Here is a 26,949-nt window from a genome sequence, read left to right as displayed (position 1 = left end):
TAAATATTTCTAAAGATAAAACAGAAAAAAATATAAAAAAATAAAACAAAATTCAATCAACTAACTTTTTAACAGCCCAAAATAAGAAAAAATAATGGGTTAAATTAAACAAAAAAGGATGCCAACTAATTTATATTAAACAGTTATTATGTATAATATATAACAATTAATTATTAATAACTGTTCAAAAAAATTAATATAAATTATACCTAATGAATGAATAATATAAAATAAAAAATAAAATTTAATTATTTTAAACAAATATCTACTTATTAACAAAAAAATGTTAAAATAGATTACAAAAGTTTTTTCTCTTTAATTTCTTTTTTGAAATACAAATATTTTGAATCAATAACCTTACGAATGCTTTGAGCAGTGATTTTTCCAATACCTTCAACTTCCATTAATTCACTTTCAGATGCATTAAATACATCAGAAACACTACCAAAATGCTCCAATAAATTTTTAGCATTGACCGGACCAATACTAGGCAAGGATTCAACAATAAATAGCTGCTGTTCCCATAAGCTAACCGGTTTTTTATCAGTACGGATTTGAATATTAGCCTTTTCACCAGACTGTTCTCGAATAGCAATACGTTTAATCATAGCTGCAGTATCCTGAGCATCCCTAGTTGGTATAATGCTAATTCCAAAGTCCAGTGCAATTGATGCAATGGTTCCCCTTATTGCATTTGGATTTACCATGCCTGAGTATAAGTCATCCCCCTCAAGAATCATCAAAGGTCTTTTGAACTCTTCGGAAAGTTCTCGTGCCTGTTTGAATAAGCGCTTGTCAATCATTGAACTTACAAAATCTTTAGCGGTTTTTCGCTCAATTGCCACTTCATCACTTACCTGATAATCTGCAACTGCCATTGATTGCACTTTAACATCCATTTCCATTTGTGACAAATATCTGATTACTTTAGAGTTTCCTTCACGAGAATCTGCATAAACCAAAGGCAATTTCTCTTCTTTAGGCTTATCAATTACCTTAACTCTTTTTTCATTATCCATTCTTGCAACGGCAGATTCATTCAATTCCTTTAAAACATTAGGATCTATCAACTGGTTTTTCATGTTGTTCTCTTTTCTTACAGAAGACCAGTAATAACCTTCATCACGAGTGCCGTTTGTAATTAAAACTTTAACACGGCCGGTTCTTTTACGACCGGTTCTTCCACGACGCTGAATCATTCGCACCTCAGATGGAACAGGCTCATACAATACAACCAGGTCAACAGCAGGAATATCAATACCCTCTTCAGCAACACTGGTTGAAATCAAAACATCATATTCACCCATTCGGAATGCCTTTATGATTTCCTTTTGTTCCTTTTGAGTCAACCCCTTTTCGCCATCCTTAGTTCCCTGACCGAAGAATTTTGCAGATTTGATTCCTTCACTTTCAAGTTTTTCGTGAATCATTTCCAATGTATCCCTAAATTGAGTAAACACAATGACTTTTGAAGCTTTTTTATCTTTCTTATCACCATATCTTGTGGTTTGAAGAGTAGTCTGACCATCACCTGTACCCAATTCCTTTTTAAGGATTTCGGCCAAAGTTCTGAGTTTTGGATGTTCCCAACCATTTTTCTCAGCATTATGAGCCAACCTTACGGCACGTGAAAAGTTTGGATCATTCATCAATGATTTGGCGGCCTTGGTTTTCTTTTTGCGCAATCGCATAATATACTTATTGAATGGATGGACCCCTTGAGTTTCAACAAGCTCCTGTGCATGTTGAATATTGATAACTGCACTTAAAATGGAAATTACCTGAAACAATTCCTTTGGAGGAGAAGTGGATCTTGCAATTTCTCCTTGAATGCGGCCACGAGTTTTTAATATATCAACTTTAGTAACAGAAATCGTTTTTAATATTCCCATATTCTTAAGAGTCTTCAATCTGATTTTAAGAGCCTTTTCCAAAGATTTGTTAATCTTATCCAGTTCCTCACTCATTTTGATTCTAACCCAATCAATAGTGACAGGATTGAAATATGGCTTGACATCACGATCATTTTCAGTCTTGACCACAATATTTTGAATGTATAGGTTTTCACATACTTCCTTGATTTTAGTTTTATCAGAACCCGGAGAAGCAGTCAATCCCAATATTAGATTAAAATTGGATTCTTTAACATATCTTGATGCCAAATAGACATAAGAATATGCACCGACACCATGGTGACATTCATCAAAAACAATTAATGAAACACTGCTTAAATCATACCTGCCATTCAACAAATCTGACTCTACCGTTTGAGGTGTTGCAGATATTATCCTTGACTCTTCCCATCGTTTAACACGTTCATCGGTTTTGACAGCCCCAGTAATTGATGAACATGGAAGCGTTAAAAACTCCTTAAAGCTGGCTTCATGCTGAATGGCCAATGGCTTTGATGGAGATAAAATAAGAACTTTAGAATTCTTAACTTTTTGCAACCTATCTGCTGCAACCAATATCGCAACAATAGTCTTTCCCAAAGCGGTTGGCGCAACAACCATGGTGTTTCCCTTTTTTAAAACATCCCCCGCTAAAACCTGCTGATATAATCTTGATTCAATAGAATCTTTTTTTATTAAAGGATGTTTAATATAAGTAGCCATAATGTAATTTTAGTAAATGACTATTTATAAAGATAGTGAGAGCATTTGACAAGAAATAAAGCATACACATATTTAAATAAAAAGTAATAAAATATACTTTGTAGTGTCTTTTTTACATACTACATTAATTATAGGTGATAACAATGAAAAGAAAAATAATGTTAATACTAATTGCATTGGTTACTCTCTGTATTGCTGTAGGCGCAGTTAGTGCATGGGAATTCTCCTTTGGAAGCCAAAGCAGTAGTAGTTCCAGTGTAAGTAGTGACGGAGATGTTGCTACTGTAGATTACAAAGACGGAGTATTGAAAATAAACGACAAACAATTTAAAATACCTAACGGATACAATCAAAATGATAATAAAACATTGACTGGCGTACTTGCAAACGTAAGTGGTGCTGATGGCGCTAAAATGTCTGCTGCTTATTTCACAAACGGTGATAAAGCAATTTCTGTCAAATATATCTATATGAAAGATGCAGACCTTAACAAATACACCCCAGCTTCAACTAATTCACAAAATCAAACAATAGAAAACCATGCAGGTTTCTTAGAAAAAAATACTGATGGTACCGTAACTTTCACATACCTTGAAGACGGTAAAATGATTCAAATCGATGCATCTGATGAAGCAACAATAAATGAAATTCTCAAATAGGTTTAATTTTAAACCTATCCTTTATTTTTTAACACTAAAACCCTATAAATCATCAACACATGACTTGAATTTAGTTGCAGCCTCACCAATAGCTACAATCAAACCACAATCCATAGTTAATGCTTTTTCAATTCCCTCTCTAACTTCATCATAGCTAGCTCCAAGGGTTCCTTTCTTAACGAAATCATCAACATGATCAAATAATATTTTTTCAGTTAAAGAAGAATCATCCCTAATAAGTTCACAAGCAATCTTTTGTGATGCTGCTGATGCAGGAACAACATATTTTGCATATTCCAATGCATTGTTGAATATTGCCAAATCCCCATCATGACCTGATTCTGATGATACAGTAATTACACAAGTAAAATCACCGAATAATTTTTCAAATTGGTCTAAAACAGTTTGAACACCAGCAGGATTGTGTGCATAGTCAACATAAATTTCCGTGGAATTGATTTCAGCCACTTTCTCCATTCTTCCCTCAACGCCCGTGAATGTAGCAACTGACTCTAAAATTTTATCATAAGGCAATTTTAAAAATTCATGAGCTGCAATGATAACACCAGTGACATTATAGACATTATGAAGTCCGTCAATTGACATTTGAACTTCCAACTTCTCATCAGGAGTGTGCAAATCAAATCTACGATTTTTCAAATCTATATTTGTTGCAATATAATCCACCTGAGGAGTTGTAATGCCGCATGGGCAGAAGTAATATCCGCATCCGGAAATTATTTCCTTTACTTTAATTTCACGACCACATACACATTCTTTAGAATTGACACTTTCCGGCATCCAATCAATACCAAATGTTATCAAATCACCGTTGAAATCATATTCCCTTAAAAGACCCATTATTGTCGGATCCTGACCGTTGACAATTAGCTGTTTACTGTTCAATTCCCCAATGAATTCACCCTTAACATGAGCGTAATCCATAAAGCTTCCAAGACTATCCAAATGATCAGGAGTGATATTGGTTATCAATCCTGCCTGTATTTCAGCACATTCTACAATTCTTTTAACAGTTCCAGGGACCCCAAAGGTTCCAACTTCCAAAATGGCCACATCCCCATGAAGTCTTGACTGTAAAATTGGAATGTATTCTGCATTTCCCTGCATCTTTTCCAGATTATGTTCTGCAGGTTCAATTCCATTGTCATAGGCTATTTTTTTAAGAAGAGTTGTAGTGGTTGTCTTTCCGTTAGTGCCCGTTATTCCAAATACTGGCTTTTCTGTGTGAAAATTATCTATTACATCCTCCAATTCAAACAATGACTTGTCTATCTTTTTGAAAATAGCTGATTTTTTAGATAGACTTGCTGGAGGTACGATATAATCTGATTTTTCAAAAAATTCATCAGGAGTTTCTCCATAATACAATTCCATATCATAACCTTCAAGAGATTTTGAAAATCTGCATTTTTCAGCAGAGGACAAATCTGTTCCAATTACATCATATCCTCTCTCTTCAAGTATTCTTGCAATCAAATTACCATTTGCGCCGCAAACGCCGATAACTCCAAATGTTTTTTTAGTCATACTTTTTACTTCCTTCATCAAGCCCTTTCATAATCTTTTCTACAGTGGTTAATCTGTCATATGCTATAAGAGGTCCCATATGAAGAATTATGTCTCCAGGTTTGGAATATTTAAACGTTTCAGCAGCTGCAATTTCTATGTTTTCTACTGCAACTTTTTGAATCTTAGGATTGGTAATTGCATCCAATAATTCATTGGCAGCTTCCATTTCTATCTCTTGAGTAACTTCATTGAATCCACTGGCGATTACTGTCTTAATATCATAATTGCTTACAAGTTCACCAACTTCAGCCTTGTCACGAACGGACAATGTATCAAAGTGATCAAGGAATAAAACTACACTTTCATCCTTAAAGTAATCCAATGTAATTTTCATCCCATCGTATAAGAATGCTGAGTCAAGAATCACCTTTCTTCCATTGTAGTTTCCCACATCCTCCATATGTGCAGGCAAGCCTTTAAATACAGATAATGCATCAATAATATCTTCTTTTTTAACACCATATGTTAATGCCACAGCACTTGCTGCAACGGAATTTTCAAAAAAGTAGCTCATCATATGGAAGGGCGTAGTAAACTTGTCACCATCATATTCAATAGTCAATGATTCATCGCCGACAGTACCTTTAAAATCAACATTTTCATCTAAAGCATAATATAATGCATCGTTTCTTTGAGGATTTATTATATCAAAACATGAGTAGTTTGCGATGAATGTTTCAGACATCCTCTCAAGAATCAATTTTCTTTGCTGGTACTTTTCCAAAGAGCCACCAAACTCAGACAGATGATCTTCTGCAATGTTTGTTAAAAGACCTATTTTAATATCCAAATTATCCAATAGACCAATGGTTCCATGAGGAAGTTCAAAAATAGCTATATCACAGTCATTAGCCTTTCCTTTAACTATTCCATCAATAATGGCTTCAGAAACAAGATTATTGACAAGTGAAGAACATGACCATACTTTATATCCTGCCTGTTTGAAAAGACTGGTTGTGATAAAAGTAGTTGTTGTCTTACCCATAGTACCAGTTATGCCAATTATATTGACAGGTATTAAGTCATTGACAATTTTTGAGAATTTTTCATTAGTCAATACATCAACATCATATTCTTTTATTAATTTAGCGATTGGGGCGGAATCAGGAAGTGTGGGTGGAGCATAAACAGCTTCAATACCCTCCAAAGACGGATTTTGATTTCCCAAATCCAAAGTAATACCTTCACCTTCCATTTGAAGTAAAATACGTTGAACATCACTTTTAAAAGCAGTGATTTCTTTTAAATCAGTTATAATTACATTATGTCCCAAATGATTAAGCAATCTTGCAACAGGCCTACTTGCATTTCCCGCACCAACAACTAAATAATTCATGAAAAAACAATCCTTAAAATTTATCTATTATTAATATATGATTTTCCTTAATTAATAAGTTTAATTAATTGATGGAAATGATTGGTTAATACGTGATTAAAAGAAAAAATAGTTTAAAAAAATAAAAAATTAGAAAAAATATTAATTGGAAAGATTATCTTTTAAATCTTCTTGCTTGGCCTGCACCAAGTGCAATTAATATTAATAATATCATTAAAATTGGATTTCCTGTAGGATATTTGGACAATGCAATTCCTTCACTTACTGCACGTGCACTTTCTCCGCCTTCTGTATCGTTATGGGTTTCATTGCCTGAAGGATCATTGCGGTATACAAGGATATCTGTAATTGTATCATTTGCTTCGTATTTCTTGTCACCGGAATATTCAGCCTGTACGTCCCAGTCCCCTTTAACCAATCCAGGAATTACGAATACTACCTTACCGTTTTCTACCTCTTTTGTGTATTTTTCACCATTGACAGTAATTGTTATAGTACCTGTTGCATCTTCAGGAACCCTTACAACAACGGTTGCCTCTTCACCTTCTTCAATTTCATCCCCTGCAGCATTGATAGGGGTCTTGAGTTTTGATACGGTGAATTTAACGGTAGTTACGCTTGGCAAGTATTTGTCATCACCTTCATAAGTTACCCTTGCAGTGCATTCTCCGCTTGGAAGTTCCGGAATTATAACGTATACAACACCGTTTTCAATGGTTGCGTAGTATCCCACGCCGCCGATGTCAACCAATACTTTTCCGGTTGCATCATCAGGAAGAACATGGGCGTTGATTACTTCATCAAATCCAACATAGATGTCTTGAGCAGTTGCAGTTATGGTAGTAGGACGTTTAATGACTCTGAACTGACCGGTTGTGAAATTATCCCTGCACTTATCATCACCGCTGTATTTTACGGCAACTGTCTTATTACCGAATGCCAATCCGTCAACATAGAATATTGCTTTTCCATCTACAACAGGAGCAGTATACTCTTTGGCGTTGATTTCGATAGTGACTGTACCGGTAGCGTCCTCAGGAAGAGTTACAACTACAACTTCGGTATCTCCAACATAAATGTCATGTACGCTGACGTCTATTGGAATATAGTTTCCAGGAATATTTACGGTTGCGTTTTCGGTGGTCGGATTATTATTTTCATCACCGGAATAGATTACAGTAATATTATGTTTTCCAGGAGTTACATTGGTCAAGTCAACAATAGCAGTACCGTTAACCACAGGTGCGGTAAATGTCTGATTTTCAACTTCAATTGTAACGTTACCAGTAGCATTTTCAGGAACGATTACTAAAACTGTTCCGTTGCCCAGATCATATACTTTTATGTCAGTGTCCTTGCTGGTCACTTTGAAAGTGGTTGTATTGTCAGCATATGTGTACTTGTAATCACCATTATATCTTACGCTTACGACATATTCGCCGACAGGCAATCCTTGAATTACCAATTCACCATTACCGCCGCTTATTGCCACAATGTATTTTTCACCTTCGCTATAGTATGCGCCTATTGTACCTTCATTCAAGTCAAAGACAAATTCTTCACCGTCAATTATGACTGTCACATTTCCGGTGGCGTCAACAGGGACAATCAATTTGATGACTTCGTTTTCGCCGACGATGATGTCATGTGCGATTGGAATTACAAATGGTTTGACCTTGTTTACATCGAATAAAGAGACATTTGCGCTTGGCAAGTATTTATCGTCACCGATGTAGGTTAAGTTGACATTGTATTTGCCGCTTGGGATGTAAGGTATTGTAACAAATCCTTCGCCGTTGGTTACATTCACATAGTATTGTGATACGCCGTCGACGTCAACCAAGACTTGACCGGTTGCATCGGTTGGAACTTTGACTTTGACGATCACGTTTTCACCAACGATGATGCTTTCAATTTCAGCGCTTACGAATGAATTGCGTTTGAATACTGTGAAGTTTGCGGTTGCGAATTTGGCTTCATAGTTTTCATCACCCACGTATGATACTGCGACCGTTTTTGGACCGGCAGTTAGGTTTTCAACTTCAAATCTTGCAACACCGTTTTCAATTTCTGCATAGTATTCTTTACCATCAATCTCGATTCTTATCTTACCTGTTGCATCGCCAGGAACGGTTACATTAATCTTAGCAACATCTCCAACATAAATGTCAGCTACATCTACTTTAATCGGAGTGACGCGTACAGGAATTGTAACTGTAGTATTGATTATTTCGCTTGTATGGTTTTCATCACCAGAGTAAATTACGGTAATGTTGTGCTCACCAGGAGTTACATTTGTTAAATTGATAATTACAGTGCCGTTAACTACAGGACCTGTGAATGTTTGATTTTCAACAACGATTGTAACGTTTCCAGTAGCATTACCAGGAACAACGACAACAACAGTACCATTACCTTGATCAACAACAGTGATATCATCAGATTTAATCTTATTGACAGTGAATTTAGTAGCGTTTGTGCTTGATTCGTATTTTCTGTCACCGAGATACTTGACATCAACAGTGTAATTGCCGACTTTAAGACCAGGAACAACAAGAATACCTTTACCGTCAGCAACAGAAACATTGTAATCCTTACCGCCAACAGTAACTGTAACGATACCAGTAGCATCATCAATAACAGTTATTTCAATGATTGCCTTTTCACCAACAGTAATGTTATCAGCTTTGGTTGAAACAGTTGAAGGCAATTTAGATACTTTAAAGCCAGTCGCATTATCAGCACCAAGATACTTGTCATCACCGAGATATCTGACAGTCACATCATATGAACCATTGTCAAGACCAGTGACATTTAACTGACCGACACCATTAGTCATATTAACAGCATAATCAACACCATTAACATTAACAATAACCTGTCTAGTTACATCAACAGGAGCAATAACATTAATTACAACAGTCTCACCGACAATAATGTCAGTAGTGTTAACAGTAACCACAGGAGTATGTTTAAAGACTGTGAAGTTAGCGGTTGTGAAGTTAGCAGTGTAATTATCATCACCATCATAACTTACAGCAACAGTTTTAACACCCGCAGTCAAGTTTTCAATCACAAATCTTGCAACACCATCAACAATAGTTGCAAAGTACTCTTTACCGTCAATTTCAATTCTAATCTTATCTGTAGCATTGACAGGAACGGTTACATTAATCTTAGCAACATCACCGACATAAATATTAGTTACATCAACTTTAATCGGAGTAATAAGTTTAGGAATAGTAACTGTAGCGTTGATAATTTCACTGGTATGGTTTTCATCACCTGAGTAAATCACAGTAATGTTGTGCTCACCAAGAGTTACATTAGTTAAGTTAATAATAGCAGTACCGTTAATCACAGTACCGTTAAATGTTTGATTTTCAACAATAATAGTCACGTTACCGGTAGCATTACCAGGAACAATAACAACAACAGTACCGTTACCTTGATCAACAACAGTAATATCACTGGAAGCTTTGTTTACAGTTAATTTAGTAGCGTTTACGCTTGAGAGATATTTGCCGTCACCATTGTAAGTTACATCAACAGTGTAGTTTCCAACTTTAAGGTATGGAACAATAGCTTGAGCAGTTCCGTTAACGATTCCAACGACTACAACAGTGCTGTTTACTTTAACTGTTATGTTTCCGGTAGCATCCTTAGGAACAGTCATGTTAATAATAGCTACATCACCGACAGTAATGTTATTTACTGCAACAGTAATGTTTGAAGGAACTTTGGATACTTTCAATGTAGTTGAATTGGTGTTTGGCAAGTATTGCTCATCGCCAATGTAGGTCACATTAATATCATAAGTACCATAAGGCAATCCGCTGACCGGAATTGATCCTTTACCGTCAGTTACATTTACTGTGTAGTTGGTTCCATTTACGCTGATTACAACATAACCGGTTGCATTTTGAGGAACTGTCACGTTAATTATTGCAACGTCACCCACATTAATGTCAGTAGTGTTTACAACTACGGTAGATGGACGTTTGTAAACTGTGAAGTTATTTGTAGTTGCATTGAACAGGTATTTGTAGTTGCCCGCATATATTGCAGTGACAGTCTTATTGCCGCAAGTCAGGTTAGCTACCTTAAATGTAGCGTTTCCATTGATTACTTTAGCGGAATATTTCTTACCTGCTATTTCAATTGTCACGTTATCAGTAATGTTTGCAGGAACGCTTACAACGATGGTTGCAACATCTCCAACGTAAATGTCAGTGACATTGATAATCATTGGAGTTTCCCATTTGAATACATGATAATTGGTAGTTACGGTCTTGTTGGCATATTTGTCATCCATAAATGTTGCATTGACAACATATTTGCCGTATATTGATTTGGTTACATTTAACTTAGCAACACCGTTTTCAATAGTAGCATAACCTGCGAATGAATTATTAATATAGATTGCCACTTTTCCAACAGCATCACAAGGAACATTTACAATGATTGTAGTATTTAAATCAACTTTAGTGTCTTCAGCGGTGACATTCATGACATAGCATGAGTATCTGAAGATATTTACTGCATTGTCTTTATTAGCTGATGCTTCAGTGAAGTTTCTGTCACCTGCATAATATGCATCAACTGTGTAATTGCCTGAATTCAATTGATCAATGACAATTCTTACAACACCATTTTCAATAGTGCCGTTGTATTTCTTATTATTAACAGTAATCGTTACATTTCCGGTAGTTCCCGGAGTGATGTGAACAACAACAGTAGCATTTCTAATTGAATTTGTCTCTACAGAATCGATAGTGATTACAGGAGCAATCTTCATGACTTTGAATACTTTACTGGTGCTGTTTGCATGATATTTATTATTTCCTAAGTAATCTGCATAAACTGTGTAATTGTCAACAGCCAAGTTGTCAACCAGCAGGTTAACTTTGCCGTTTGATATTGGCAAGGTAATTTCTCTAATGATTCCGCTTCCGTTGACGACTTTAATAGTGATTAATCCGTCTACGCCGTCATTGACACTTACAGTAATGTTGGCCGTTTGTCTGTAGTAGATATCTTTAACATCAATGCGGATAGGAGTGTCTTCTCCAGATACTTTAAATACAGTATCTGCTTCAGCTACGGTGTAGTTGTCATTGCCTCCACCATAATATTTAATATGTACGCTGTAAGTTCCGCTAGCTAAATCATAGACTGGAATGTCAGCCTTGCCGCCTATAAATTTGGATACGTAAATTCCGTTTTCTGTGAAGTTGCCGGTTATGATTACAAATCCTGTTGCGTTTGCAGGGATTTCAACATGGAGCGGTTCCACTTCACCGACAGTAATGTTTTGAGCAGTGACGTTTACGACAGGAACTCTTGGCATTACTTTAAATGATGCAAGAGATCTGTTTCCGTTATGGTTTTTATCACCGTCATAGAATGCCCAAACATTCTTAGTACCAATGGTTAAATTAGGAATGACAAATCTGGCAACACCATTATTGAGTTTTTGACTGTAGGTTGCGCCCTCGATAGTTATAGTGATGTTTCCAGGAGCGTCTGTAATGACACTGCCGGCTGCGTCTTTAACCGTGACGCTTATGCTTTCATTATCCCATATATAGATGTCATGGACATCAACAGTTAAAGTAGTATTTACCGGAATGACCTGGAATACGCCCCAAGTGTATGCCGGATTATAGAATTCATTACCGTTATACCATACTTCAACAGGATATGTGCCTACATCCAATCCTTCAAGAACCCATTTAGCTGAACCCTTATCGATAAGTCCGAATTGTTCAACTTCAAGAACGATTGTTTTATTAGTTCCGTTTACCCAAATGGTTACATTACCGCTTGCATTTACAAATACTCTTAAATTCTCATCCATTCCATAAATAATATCTTCAACAGATAAATCAACAGTTCTGTTTAATTTATATACTATGAAAGGAGCGCTTACCCATCCAGGTTCATAATAGTCATTTCCGCGGAAGTATGCACTAGCATTATAGATGCCAGGTGCCAATCCGGATTTGGATGATTCCGCTTCTCCACGTGTGAAATAATCGTCTCCAATCTTAGTACCATTAATATAAATATCTACCCCTCCGGTAGTATTCGCATATACCATAATATTTTCTTTTTCACCGAAGATAATATTGTGAGGTACAATAATCATTGGGATTTTTCCTTTTTTAACCGTGAGGTTTCCGGAAGTGGTATTTCCATAATATTTTCTGTCACCAAGATATACCACATCAATGGTGTAATTTCCAGGATTTAAACCGGATATTTCAACAGTTGCATTACCTTTAACGATTGGAACATCTTTAAATTCTTTTATGACTTGTGTTTTGTCCATAATTCTGATTGTTACATTTCCGGTTACGTCATCATATTCAAATGTCACATTGATTTTTTCTTCTCCACCGTAAACTTTGACAACATCTGTGACATTCAATGTTATATTATGTTTTAGGACAAGGAAATCAGTTGTATTTACTGCGCTGTTCCAGAAACCGTCACCGGAGTAATTACCCCATACGTGATATACACCTGCTTCGGTTGAAATCGGAAGAAGAATGCCTTTTTGAGTAGTCAGGTTAATATAATATTGTTCGCCTTCAACTACAAGATAGACAAATCCGGTAGGAATATGTACCAATCCGCTTTCTGTTTTATTTGAAATGAATATTTCAAGATATTCCTGATCGTCGACAAATATTGTTCTTCCTTCAATTACAAAGTAAGGGTCATATTTTGAAACAACGAAACTGGATGTATTACGTACGAGCTTGAAGTGCTCATCACCGTTATAGATTCCGATTACATTATGGACTCCAACAGGGAATGTGCTGTCTCTGATTTGTATGGTTCCGTTTACAAGAGGCAAGTCACCTATATAGACACTGTCGATATATACTGATACAGTGCCCGTTACCTTCTTGGTTGGGTCTACCGTAATATTGATTATTTCCATTTCGCCGACTCTAATGTTTTCAGTCTCAATAATGATTGTCGGATCAATTTCAAATACTCTAAATGAAGATGAATTGTCTTGAGGGAAGAAAACATCATCTCCGTGATAGAATACTTCAACTGAATATATGCCGGTTGGACATAAAGTAGCGTTGAACTGTGCAACAGATGAATTTGTACCATCCACAACAGTTAATGTTATATTAGCTTCATATGTTTTTCCGTTGTTTCCAATGACTTTAATTGTAATGTTTCCTGTAGGAGCTCTTGTTTCTGATTTGTTTTGAGGAACTACAGTAATATTGATTATTTCATCATCAAGACAGTAAATGTCTTCAGTATCAATTAATATGTATACTAACTGAGCACCATCACGGTCACCGAGATATGTGTAATAATCATCGGCAGGGTGTTCTATTTTGACTTTAGTATGTTCTGCAGTAAGTCCAGAATAGAATCCTTCAACATAACTGTCAAATCCTGTTAATTTAATGTCTTCAGCAACCAGACCGTTTTGGTCATAGACGCTTATTCTAATAATTTGACCTACCTCATAATCTGACTGATAGAACTTATTAGAATCAGTAGGTATATCATTGATTTTTTCAGGAGTTACACGTTGAGAGCCGGTATTAACTTCATTAGCATTAATACCGAGGTAGGTTACATTAGTGAAGTATACTTCACCGCCGTCATTCCACATTCCATTGATAATGTTATCATTACCTCTGTAATATGCGCTTACACGGACACCGCCATTTACATCAGTGATTTTAAACTGTTCAAACGTATTGGAATCTGCCCTGTTTTCGAGGAATGATGAATCGATGATATCCATTTCTTTCATGGATGCATCCTCATATATTGCAGAACCTGTATGTGCCTTGTTGAATCTGAAAGTTGAATTGTCAATTTTAGTACCATTTACCCAGTAGATAGCTCCACCTTTACTTGCAGTGTTGTTCAAGAATGTGGTATCAGTAATATTGCTTGAAGAGGTGTTCCAGTAAATAGCTCCACCCAAACCGGTTTCATAATTGGCCTTGTTGGCGAAGAATGTGGAATTCTCTACAATACCGTTATTACCTGTAGTTGCGATTTTAGTGTATGTTGTAGCTCTGGTAGGAGGATAAGTTGCATTTTGAGTAATATTTGTCCAATAGATAGCACCACCTTTTTCAGCGTAATTATCTGTGAATTTTGAATTGGATACATTACCGTTTTCACCAGCCCAATAGATAGCTCCACCGTTTGTTGCAGTGTTTTCGATGAATTCAGAATTAGTAACTTTACCGTTATTACCGTGGACTGCAAATGTATTCACATAATTCCATTTATATTCGATATATTCAACTCCACCTTTCCAGTAGACAGCACCACCTAAAGTAGCATTGTTTCCAATGAATGTGGAGTCAGTTACGACACCATTAGGACTTGTCCAGCAGATAGCACCACCAAGAGTAGCATTGTTTCCAATGAATGTTGAATCTCTAATTATTCCATCATCACCCATGACACCAGTATGTCTAGAAGGATTATCTCTTTGATAATTGTCACCGCCGTCCCAGAAGACTGCTCCTCCTTCTTTACCGGTACAGTTGATGAAAGTACAACCTATAACTGAAACAAGATTATCCCTAGTAAATATTGCACCACCTTTACCTTTACAGAATTCTTCAACATTATTGAAATTGTCTATAATCGCTTGAACGGTAGAATTAATTAAAACAGTACTTGCAGTGGAATTGATGAAAGTACAGTTAATGATTTGGTTATTTGTAGTTTTTGTATCTTTAATAACAAGGGATCCGCCGAAATATGCTATATTATTTTCAAAGGTACAGTTTATTAACTGTGAATCTCTCATTTGAAGAGATAATCCTCCACCAGCATAATTAGCTGTGTTATTACTGAATTTAGTATTGATTATAGTAAGATTTGTACTTACATCAAATTGACCAGTATCACCGCAGTAGAAACCACCGCCGTCTTTACCAGCGATATTATTAATGAAAGTACAGTTATCCATTGTACTGTTAACAGTACGGTGCCAGTCCATACCTCCACCGTGTTTTCCAGCATAGTTACTGTCGAAAATTGTGTCTTTTACCAAACCACCAGGAGTAACCTGAGTACCAATATCCCAGTAGACACCACCACCTAAAGCACTATCATAGGAAGTAGCACTGTTATTGAAGATGATACATCCGACAATTGAATCTCCACCATGTCCACCTTTCCAGTAGATAGCTCCACCGTGAGTAGATGCAGTATTTTCAGTTAAATTGGAGTATTGCACAGTCGCATTTATACCATCAATATAAATAGCTCCACCCTGAGATACACCATGATTTTTTAGGAAAACCGTGTTGTTTACGGTAGTGTTTGTACCTGAAACGTGTAATGCACCAGCGGAAGTTCCAGCACTATTGTCAAAGAAGTAACACTTATCTACAGTAGTGTTTAAACCTAAACCTTGTTGGATATATACTGCACCACCAGGAGATGCAGCATGGTTCTGTATGAAGTTTGATGTGAGAATATCAGTGTTTTTACCTGCAATATATATTGCTCCACCATATCTGCTGGAATCTGATAACGTGAAGTTGGAATCTGAAACATAGGTTCCATCTCCTACAATATACATTGCTCCACCACCGTCAGTATTTCCAGTTCCTTTTGACTTGGAGTTATAGAATGAATCACCAGTGATGTAAGTATTGTGTCCTGCAATGTAAGCTGCACCACCGACATGATCTGCAATCGTATTTGTGAAATTGGAATTAATAACAGATGTATTAGTACCAGTTACATAAATTGCACCACCGTCACCGTCAGTGTATGCATGAGTATCGGATATGTCAGAATCGTGAATAAACGTATTGACTCCTGCAACATAAATTGCACCGCCTTCACCTTTCATTCCAGGGTCATATACCATACTGGCCTTAGTCTGCACGAGATTTACCTGTGCACCAAATCCTTCATTTAGTGGTAAAAGTTCATCAAATGCAGAATTATAACTATTTAAATAAACTATGTAAGTGTTAAATTTACTGGAATAGTCTTTAAGACTATTAAGTTTATTATTTACAGTATTATAATTATTATACCTAAGTAAATCTTTTAAAGCATTATTATAACAATTCTTCAAATCATTATTAAAGTTAGTGCAATAGTCTACAAAGTTAACAATAGCAGTCAAGTTATTCTTAATATCATTTTTTATATGGCTATTGAATGCATTGTAATCTTTATTAGCATTAATCTCATCTAAACTTCTATTTATATTATCATAATAACCAATCAATGAATCGTATATTAATGGAGCTGATTCATTTAAACTAGACAATGTTGAATTGATTTCTAGCACATAACCTAAAACAACATTATAATTATTCTGATTAAATGCCCTATTTGTGAATATATTATCTACCCTATTATTAGATTTCGCATTGTTTGCACTATTTTTGATAGTAGAAAGATCAGCACTATATAATCCAACACCCCAATTATAGAATGACAACATTTCATTATAATAATTATTTATTATGGCCACGTCAGATGTTAGTTCATTTACATTGAAATTAGATGACGTTTCTAGCACACCAGCATAAGAACCACGAATGGTTGCAGATATTGTTGCATCAGATCCTTCTACATAAATAGCACCACCATTTCGAGTAGCATGACTTACATCAATTGTAGCATTTTCAATATAAGCATTAGGACCGTAAATATAAATAGCTCCACCATCACCTTCAACAGGAGCTACATATCCAGTTGGATCACCATAGTGAGCATCGCCCCATTCACAGACCTGACCGACATTGGTATTGATAAAGCCGGAATCAGTAACCGTTGTATTTATACCTTCAATATAAATTGCACCACCAAATGCCGCATGAGAATCAACAAATTTGGATTTATCCACAGTAGCATTAGGACCGTAAATATAAATCGCACCACCCTCTTTGGAATGAGTGGTAATGAACTCTGAAACAGCCACAGTAGCATTAGCACCATAAATATAAATCGCACCGCCCTCAGCATTGTCGCTGGTCCAGGTATTTTGGAATTTAGAGGTTTGGACTAATGTGTTTACACCTTCAATATAAATAGCTCCACCATTACCGTCATTCATTGCGATACAATTTAGGAAAGTGGAATCATAAACGTTTGTATCAGTACCGTTTACATAAATAGCTCCACCGTTACCTATAATGTCAGGAGTGTCAGCAGAACTTGCGTTACAGTATGCGAAGTCAGCTGAAATGTGGGCATTTGTACCGTTCACATAGATTGCTCCACCGTCATAGGTACAGGTACAGTAGGATATGTTACCGCCTTCAATTTTAGCGTTAATACCTTGGATAAAGACTGCACCACCGTAATCTGCAGTGGATTTTGTGATATTGGAATCCAATATGGTCGTATCAGTACCATTGATGTAAATGGATCCTCCTGTATATGCGGAGTGGTCTTCAAATGTTGAAGTTGAAATGATTGTTCTTTCACCATTTATGTAAATAGCTCCACCATAATTATCATCATCAGTGTAATCTTTTAATTTATTTGCTACAAATGCAGAATCGGAAATGTGCACATCGTTACCTTGGATAAAGACTGCACCGCCGTCTACACTTATACATTCATTGAATATTGCATTTTGAATTGTAGTTTCTTCACCTTCAATATAAATAGCTCCTCCGAGTCCTTCTGCGGAAGAAGCGTTACAGTCTGTGAAATTGGAATTTGAAATAATCGTGTAGTCACCGTTGATTACTATTGATCCACCTTCTTTATTGATGGAAGTACAGTTATCGAAAACAGAACCGTCAACAACTGTTTTTTCACCATATAAGATATAAATTGCTCCACCATAGCCGTATGCATAACAGTCAGTGACATTGGAATCACGAAGTTCAGCTCTACGTCCTTCAACAAACAGCACTCCACCATTGGATGCGAAACATTCTGTGAATTCGGACTCACTTACAATTGCCATGTTTCCTTCAATAGCAATTGCTCCACCTGAAGCCAGTTCACCATCATTTGCATAGGTATTGTGGAATTTGGATTTCTCGATGTTTGCATAGTCTCCTTCAACATAAATTGCACCTCCGGATGCATCAGCTCCTGCACTACAGTTGTTGAATGTGGATTGGGTAATGTTAGCATCGCCTCCTCCAACGTAAATTGCACCACCATAACCTGTGGTATCTTTTAAACCTAAAGATTTACTGTCTGAAACATCAACGGAAATCAATGCATTTGCACCTGCAACGTAAATTGCACCACCATCATCTTTACTTTGACTGTTTGTAATGATACAGTTGAGGATTTTTGCGTCTTCTCCTGTTCTGAATCCTCCGATATAGATAGCACCACCGTCACCAGCTTGGGTGTCATTGAACAATGAATCATGGACATGTGCCAGGTTACCTGCAACGAAAATAGCTCCACCTTCACCTTCATTGGCTCTGGAGTGTTGGAATTCAGAATATTCAATATTGGTGTTATAACCACCTATATATACTGAACCACCGTCTCCACCGTAAGCGGTTGAATCCAAGAAAGTGGAATGTGTAATGTTTGTGCTTGCACCTCTTACATAGATTGCACCACCACTACCTAATGAATCAGGAGCTAAACTGACATTGTTGTGGGTAAATAAACTGGAATCAATGAGTGTGTTATCTCCCCTTACATATACTGCTCCACCATCATTTGCATGGCTGTATGTTAAATTGGAGTTTAATAATTTTGCATTTACGCCTGCAACATAAATTGATCCACCCTCTTTCGCATAAGTGTCTGTTGAATTCAATTCATCTATTACAGCGTCATTTCCTTGAACATAAATAGCTCCACCTTCACGGCCATGTGTGTCTTCAAATTTACAGTTCAAGAGATTGGTGTAGTTACCAAATACATAAATGGAACCTCCACCATTTGCATAGTTTTTACCTGTATCTTCAATATCCATGGCCACATTACAGTTTTTAAATGAAGAGTCTGTAATGTTTACGTAATTACCTGTAATGAATATAGCTCCACCTGCAATTAATGCATGAGTTTGTTCGAAACTGGATGCGTTAAGGTTTAAGTTACTACCTATAATACAGAGCGTACCACCATTGGATGAACCTGTAGTACTTATTGCATGGTTATCGAAACAGGTAATGTTATATATGTCACCGCCGTTACCTGTCCAGTAGATTGCACCACCATCGTCTCCGGCAATGTTGTTTGTGAAGTTGGAATTGTACAGTTTACCGTTTTGACCTGCCACATATAAAGCAGCACCGTCATCACTAGCATAATTTGAATCGAAGATTAACATGTCGAGTATGGCATCATTTCCTTGAACATAAACTGCTCCACCCTGTCTTCCATTGGAATTTTCAAAGGTACAGTTTAAAACATTTGTGTCACTACCTAAAACGTAAAGTGCTCCTCCACCATTAGCGTAGGTCTTGTTGGTTTCTTCCACATCCAGTGAAACGTTACAGTCTGAAAATGCTGAATCGGAAATAGTAATGTTATTACCTGTAGCAAATATTGCTCCTCCAGAAATGAAAGCGTAAGTTTTTGTGAAAGTGGATTTGGTAACATTGGTATTATTACCTGTAAGACAGATTGTACCACCGTTTGAGGAACCTGTAGAACTGATTGCCTTGTTATCATCACAGGTGATGTTTTCCATTAATCCGTCATTACCCTCCCAGTAGATTGCACCTCCGTCATCACCAGCAGTGTTACGGGTGAAATTGGAATTGATTACTTTAACATATTCTCCAGTAATATATAGTGCTCCACCGTCATCCATACAATTATTTGAAACAAAGTTGGACATGTTGATTGTAGCATCACTACCTGTAATGTAAACTGCTCCTGCCTTGTATGCAAATCCATTGTCAAATGTATCGTTGTTCATGTAAGTATTGTTACCGGTAACATAGATTGCACCACCGAAACCGTAATTTCTTGCATGTGTACCGAAGAAAGTTGAATCTGTGATGTTTGCATTATTACCTGCTACATAGATTGAACCACCGTGACCAGGAATTCCTTTTCCACCTGTAGCATTGATAAATCTAAAGTCACCTGAAACTACCGCATCGTCACCTGCAATATAAATCGCACCACCATTACCATCACCAGTACCGTTTTCGATAATATTGGAAGATGAGAACATGAAACTAGAGTCTAAAACATCAGCACGAGCACCTTCAATATAAATGAAACCACCGGCAGTGGAATTGGCTCTGATGAATGTGGAATTTAAAACATTTGCATTATAACCATTAACATAAATAGCACCACCACGGCCAAGGGCGGACTGGGTAGTATCGAAATAGGATTCTTTTACAGTAGCATCAATACCTTCAATGTAAATAGCACCACCGTCACCACAATTCTTAGCGATAGTTGTGAAGAAAGTGGAATTGATGACAGTAGCATTAGTACCGGCAATAAATAGAGCTCCACCATTACCAGGTTTACCATTAGATCCAGTAGCATTAGTAAATTTAAAGTCTGCAGAAATAACCGCATTATCACCTGCAATAAATATAGCACCACCCCGACCTAAACCGGTAGCGTTAGGAACAATGTTGGAATATGAAAACATCATGCTGGAATTAAGAACCTTGACATTATCACCCTCAATATACATAAATCCACCGGAAGTGGAATTAGCTAAAACCAAAGTAGAATCAACAACAGTAGCATTGTCACCAGCAATAAATATAGCACCACCTTTACCTTGAGCAGATTGAGTGGTATTGAATCTGGAAGCTTCAACAGTAGCATTAGTACCGGCAATATAGATAGCTCCACCATCACCGCCATTCTTAGCAATACAGATAGTGAATGATGAATTAACAATATTGGAATTGTTTCCTGCCACATAAACTGCTCCACCATTATGGGAAGCGTTAGTATATGCGAAACTGGTATTTGATATGGTTACATCATGACCTAAAATATAGATTGTACCACCATCATGGAGTGCAATACTGCGTTTAAAGTCCATGCCATCAATTACAGTACATTCACCATAAATGTAAAGTGTTCCTCCATCATAAGCACTACATCTATCGAAAATACATTTATAAATTGTAGTGTCATTACCACTTACATCGATTGCTCCTCCATGAGCACCTGTACCGTTTGCTGAGTTTTGAGTGAAGTTGGAATATGAAATGGTAGTGTTTAAACCGGCAACAAAGATTGCACCACCGTGTTTATTTTGGGCAGCACACATAGTGAATGCAGTATTATTAATGAGTGCACTGCTTCCTGAAACATAAACTGCTCCACCATAGTCAGTAGCATTATTTAAAGTCATTTGTGAGTTTGAAATGGTTGCATTTTCACCAGCAACATAAACAGCACCACCATTGGCATAAGCTAAACTGAATGTTACTGTAGAATTATCAATTACCGCATTAGTACCGTTAACATAAATTGCACCGCCCTCATATGCAACACATTTCATGAAGTTACAGCATGAAATAGTAGTGTCATCCCCTTGAATATCAATGGATCCACCACGGGCTTCAGTACCGTTAGCGGAGTTCAAAGTAAAGTTGGAATGGGCAATAGTAGTGTTTAAACCGGCAACATAAAGAGCACCACCATAGCGGTTGATAACTGAACATCTTTCGAAATGGTCGCCTATTATTAAAGTATTGTCTCCTTCAATGTAAATTGATCCGCCGTAATCAGTACCGTTATTATATTCAAATTCAGAACCTGAAATAATTGCATTATTACCTGCAACATAAATGGCACCACCATTAATTCTGGCAGCACAGCGAGTGAATGAAGAATCGTCAATAATCGCATCAGTACCATTTACATAAATTGCACCACCTTCATATGCAATACACTGATCAAATGTTGTGCCTAAAACTTTAGTACCGCTACCTTGAATTTCAAGGGAACCTCCACGGGCATTAGTACCGTTAGCGGAGTTTTTAGTAAAGTTTGAATTAGAAATGGTGGTATTTAAACCAGCAACATAAACAGCACCACCGTTCATGTTAATTGTGGAACATTTAAAGAATGTGGTTCCATCAATATTAGCGTTGTTACCTGCAACATAAACAGCACCACCATTTTGCGTTGCATTGTTAAGAGTGAATGTAGAGTTTGAAATTACAGCGTTGTTACCTGCAACATAAATTGCACCACCATCATCAAAAGCGGAAGAATACATAAAAGTAGATCCATCAATGACAGCATCATCTCCATCAAGATAGAGTACTGCACCATTATACGCGATACACATTTCAAATGAAGTATTGAATAGTTTTGCATCACTACCTGCAACATAAACAGCACCACCGAGAGCGAAATTGGCTATATTAACTCTGTTTCTAGTAAAGTTAGAATTGGAAATGGTGGTATTTACACCTTTAACATAAACAGCACCACCATTTAACCTATCAGAGGAACAGTTTGCGAAAACATCACCGTCAAGATGGGCATTAGCACCATCGACAAAGATTGCACCACCAAAATTCGTAGCATTATTGAAATTCAAGACAGAATTGGAAATAGTAGCATCACTACCCGCAACGTAAATCGCACCACCATCATTAACAGCAGAACTGTGAGTAAATTCAGAACCGTCAATATGGGCATTAGCACCATCAATATAAAGAACAGCACCGTCATAAGCTATACAGTAATCGAAAGTGGAGTTAAGTATTTCAGCATCACTACCCGCAACATAAACAGATCCACCACGGGCAAAGTTAGAAACATTGACTCTGTTTTTACTAAAGTTAGAATTGGAAATGGTGGTATTTACACCTTTAACATAAACAGCACCACCATTTAACCTATCAGAAGAACAATATTCGAAAACATCACCATCAAGACAGGCATTAGCACCATCGACAAAGATTGCACCACCATAACTGGTAGCATTATTGAAATTCAAAGTAGAATTAGAAATAGTAGCATCACTACCTGCAATATAAATAGCACCACCGTCATTAACCGCAGAACTGTAAGTAAGTGTAGAATTATCAATAATAGCATTATTACCGTTTACATAAATAATACCACCATCGTAAGCTATACAGTAATCGAACATACATCCTAAAATTTTAGCATCATCACCGAATACATCGATAGATCCACCACGGGCAAAGTTAGAAACATTAACTCTGTTTCTTGTGAAGTTTGAATCAGAAATTGTAGCATTTAAACCTTTAACATAGATAGCGCCACCATTATATGCATTTGCACTACAAGTATCATATGAAGTTCCATAAATATTTACATTAGCTCCATCTACATAAATTGCTCCACCATAGTTTGCAGCTGATGAAAATTTAAATTGAGAGCCTGAAATTGTTGCATCTTCACCTTCAACATAAATAGAACCACCGGCTCCACCAACTCCACCTTCATATGTACCATTACCCATACAATAATTAAATGTTGATTCATTAACAATCGCATTATCGCCGGAAATATAAATGGCTCCACCTAAAAGTGAATGAACACGTAAAAAGTTAGAATTAAATATATTGGAATCATTACCCTCAATGTAAATAGATCCTCCTTTTAATGTAGAGTTAGCATAAGAAGAGTTGAAGTGGCAAATAGTTACATTATTACCTGCAACATAAATTGCACTACCAGACTGCGCTAAACTGAAAGTATTTGAAGAATCTTCAATTCTTGCATTAGAACCGTTAATATATATAACTCCACCTTCATAAGAAGTACACCTGTTAAAAGTACATCCTTCAAGGCTCAAATAATCACCTTGAATAAACATAGATCCACCACGAGCTTTATTACCAATGACCCTATTTTCCCCGAAGTATGAATTTAAAATCGTAGCATTTAAACCTTCAGCATAAATAGCACCGCCATCATACTGATAAACAATACATTTTGTAAAGTTAGAATTATCAATTAAAGCAAAGTCACCGGCAACATAAATAGCACCACCATAATCAGTAGCATTATTGAATGAAACTTTAGTATTGAAAATAGTAGCATTATTACCATTCAGATAAAATGCTCCACCATTAGTAGCGAAACTGTAAATGCATGATAAATTATCTAGAACGGCATTAGTACCGTTAATGTAAACAACACCACCCTCATAAGCAGTACATCTCTCAAAAATACAATCTAAAATCTTAGCACCATTGCCCTGCAGATTAATAGAACCGCCGCGACCTCCATTCATGATGTTAACCCTATTCATTATAAAATTACATTTAGAAATAGTTGTATTTGAACCTGAAGCATAAACAGCACCACCATCATAAGCATTAACAGCACATTTCTCAAATAAAGAATTATTAATTAAAACATTATCACCATAAATATAAATTGCTCCACCATAGTCTGAAGCATTTGACAAAGTGAAACTGGAGTCTGTGAAAGATAAGTCAGACCCGAAAATAAATATTGAACCACCAGCATCACCTGCATAGTTAACCTTACAGGTTAAATTAAAAACAGTACCACCGTTACCTTGCCAGAACAGTGCACCACCATCATCACCTGCCCGGTTATTAATCATGGTTGAATTGTACAAACGGCCATAGTCACCATATACATAACCAGCACCGCCACCACGACCGGCAAAATTATTAATCATGGTTAAATTATTTACAATACCATAGTCACCATATACATAACCAGCACCACCATCACGGCCAGCAGTACAGTTGAGAATAAATGAGTCAATTACCCCAACTTTATTGTCAAGCAATAACTGTTGTAAAATACTTGAGTCTAATTTAGTGTTTGAAGAGTTAAGATATATACCTCCACCGTCATATACAGCACTTTCATTAAAGAGTGTGGAATTATGAATATAAGCCCCATAATCCAGGTAGATACCTCCACCATAATAAGCTTCATCATGGGCAAAGTTTGAATCCAATATATTTGTAAACATGTTAGCACAATAAATTGCACCACCATAATCCGCAGTGTTTGCTTTAAATGAAGAGTTAGAAATAGAAGTGGTTCCCTGTGAAGAAGCAGCATCTAAAGCTATTCCTCCACCATTGTTGGTTGCTTTATTATTAACAACAGTAATATTCTTAATGGTACCGTTTACTCCTTCCCATAACAATGCTCCCCCATCATTGGCAGCAGTGTTATTAATGAAGAGACTGTCGAATAGCTGTCCGTAGTTTCCAACAACATAACCTGCACCACCATCATGACCAGCAGTATTGTTAATCATGGTAAGATTTTCCACTACACCGCGGTTACCAAATACATAACCGGCACCACCATCATGACCAGCAATACAATTAGAAATCACAGAATGCCTTACACCCACATTATCAATAATCAACTGCATATATGGACTAAAACCGGAAATAATAGTATTACTTGCATTGAGATAAATAGCACCACCATCATTAATAGCATTTTCACCATCAAATATACAATGATTAATAGCTGCACCAACATCTAAGTATATACCAGCACCATCATATGCCTTATCATGAGCGAAAGTGGAGTTAAGTATAACACTGAATAGACCACCACAATATAAAGCACCACCATCATGATTTGCAGTATTATTAGCAAAATTAGAATACATAATTACAACTGCAGAATCATACATAGATGATAGTTGAGGAGGATACAGATATATACCTCCACCATCATTACATGCAGTATTGTTGAATACAGTAGTACTAACTATACTACTATTTGTACATAACCATACTGCTCCACCACCATTACATTTAGCAGTACTACTACTGAATGTTGTATTCCTAATAGTACCATGAGTAGCATTAAAGAAACCAGCACCACCATCACGGCCTGCACTACAGTAAGACATTATATTATTAAATAGACCTAAGTTATTAAGTACGCTTGGGTCAACCGATGATGAATCAAGTTTACTATTTAGATACATTGTACCACCATCACGGCCTGCGGTTTCATATTCGAATACGTTGCCTTCGATGTGTCCACCGGCATCCGAGTATATCGATCCCCCATCATTTGTGGCAATGTTGTGGTTAAAAGTAGATGAGGTGACATTGAATAAATCACCGCTTACGTAAAATGCACCACCATTTACAGCCCTATTATTAACAAAAGTTGAGCCTACAATTTTTAAATTTGAGGTTATGGAAGAAGTATCGGCAGATGCAAAATAAATTGCACCACCATTTAAAGCAGAATTGTTAATAAATTGAGAGTTAATAATTTCAACATTCTCACTGGAAGATACGATAACTGCGGAACCGTTAGTACCGCGAGCATTTGCAAATACAATATTTTTTAAAACAACATTTGCATTATCCGTAATCTGGAATATTGATGCTAGATTAGCACCGTCAATTGTGTGGCCATCTCCGTCAATGGTAATGTCTTTATTTATTACTATACCATCGATACCCACACGTTCTCCAGTAGAGTATGTGTAATTTTTATCTAATTTTATAGATCCGTTCACCGGCATATTCTGGATTTTATCATCCAGTTGCGTAAATGATCCTGAATCATCTGTCAGGACACTCTCATGTGTATCTGTTGCTTGAGCAATTAGTGTGTCATCACCAGATATGGAAACTGTTGAGTCTGCAACCTCATCTGTAGCACATGCTAAGGACATTGCAGAAATAAACACCATGAACAAGCAAAAGAAAAATAATATCTGCTTTATGTTCATTTTTTATCCCCCATTTTTTCTATTGTATAACTTTATTAAAAATAAAAGAACGAATGTTCCGAAGTTAAATTTGTTAAAAAACATATAAATGTTTTACTTTTTAAT

The 26,949-nt window shown here is 36.5% G+C and carries 5 protein-coding genes; 1 reads left to right on the top strand and 4 read right to left on the bottom strand.

The window, feature by feature from the left end; all coding sequences use genetic code 11:
• Nucleotides 1-296 precede the first annotated feature (296 nt).
• Complete coding sequence (locus SM9_RS00545; protein WP_058738283.1) at nt 297-2,615, bottom strand: DEAD/DEAH box helicase; 2,319 nt, start codon at nt 2,613-2,615, stop codon at nt 297-299.
• A 143-nt stretch (nt 2,616-2,758) separates the two neighbouring features.
• Here SM9_RS00545 and SM9_RS00540 point away from each other — a divergent pair, with 143 nt between their 5' ends.
• Nucleotides 2,759-3,274, top strand: a complete 516-nt coding sequence (locus SM9_RS00540) for a hypothetical protein (RefSeq protein ID WP_058738282.1) — start codon at nt 2,759-2,761, stop codon at nt 3,272-3,274.
• A 42-nt stretch (nt 3,275-3,316) separates the two neighbouring features.
• On the opposite strand, the gene SM9_RS00535 is transcribed toward SM9_RS00540, so the two are convergent.
• From SM9_RS00535 to SM9_RS00525, 3 genes are all read right to left on the bottom strand, one after another.
• A complete protein-coding gene (locus tag SM9_RS00535) occupies nt 3,317-4,822 on the bottom strand; it encodes a Mur ligase family protein (RefSeq protein ID WP_232299140.1) in 1,506 nt (501 codons plus the stop codon).
• Nucleotides 4,815-6,200, bottom strand: coding sequence for a Mur ligase family protein (locus SM9_RS00530; RefSeq protein ID WP_058738280.1), 1,386 nt, complete (start codon nt 6,198-6,200; stop codon nt 4,815-4,817). Before SM9_RS00530 ends, SM9_RS00535 begins: the two co-directional genes overlap by 8 nt.
• Nucleotides 6,201-6,354: 154 nt before the next feature.
• Entirely contained in the window at nt 6,355-26,844 is a 20,490-nt protein-coding gene (locus SM9_RS00525; RefSeq protein ID WP_058738279.1) for an Ig-like domain repeat protein, read from the bottom strand.
• Between the last annotated feature and the right edge of the window lie 105 nt (nt 26,845-26,949).

Source organism: Methanobrevibacter millerae, assembly GCF_001477655.1.
Classification (GTDB): domain Archaea; phylum Methanobacteriota; class Methanobacteria; order Methanobacteriales; family Methanobacteriaceae; genus Methanocatella; species Methanocatella millerae_A.
The sequence above is the reverse complement of the archived record's forward strand: the minus strand, read 5'-3'. Positions and strand labels throughout refer to the sequence as shown.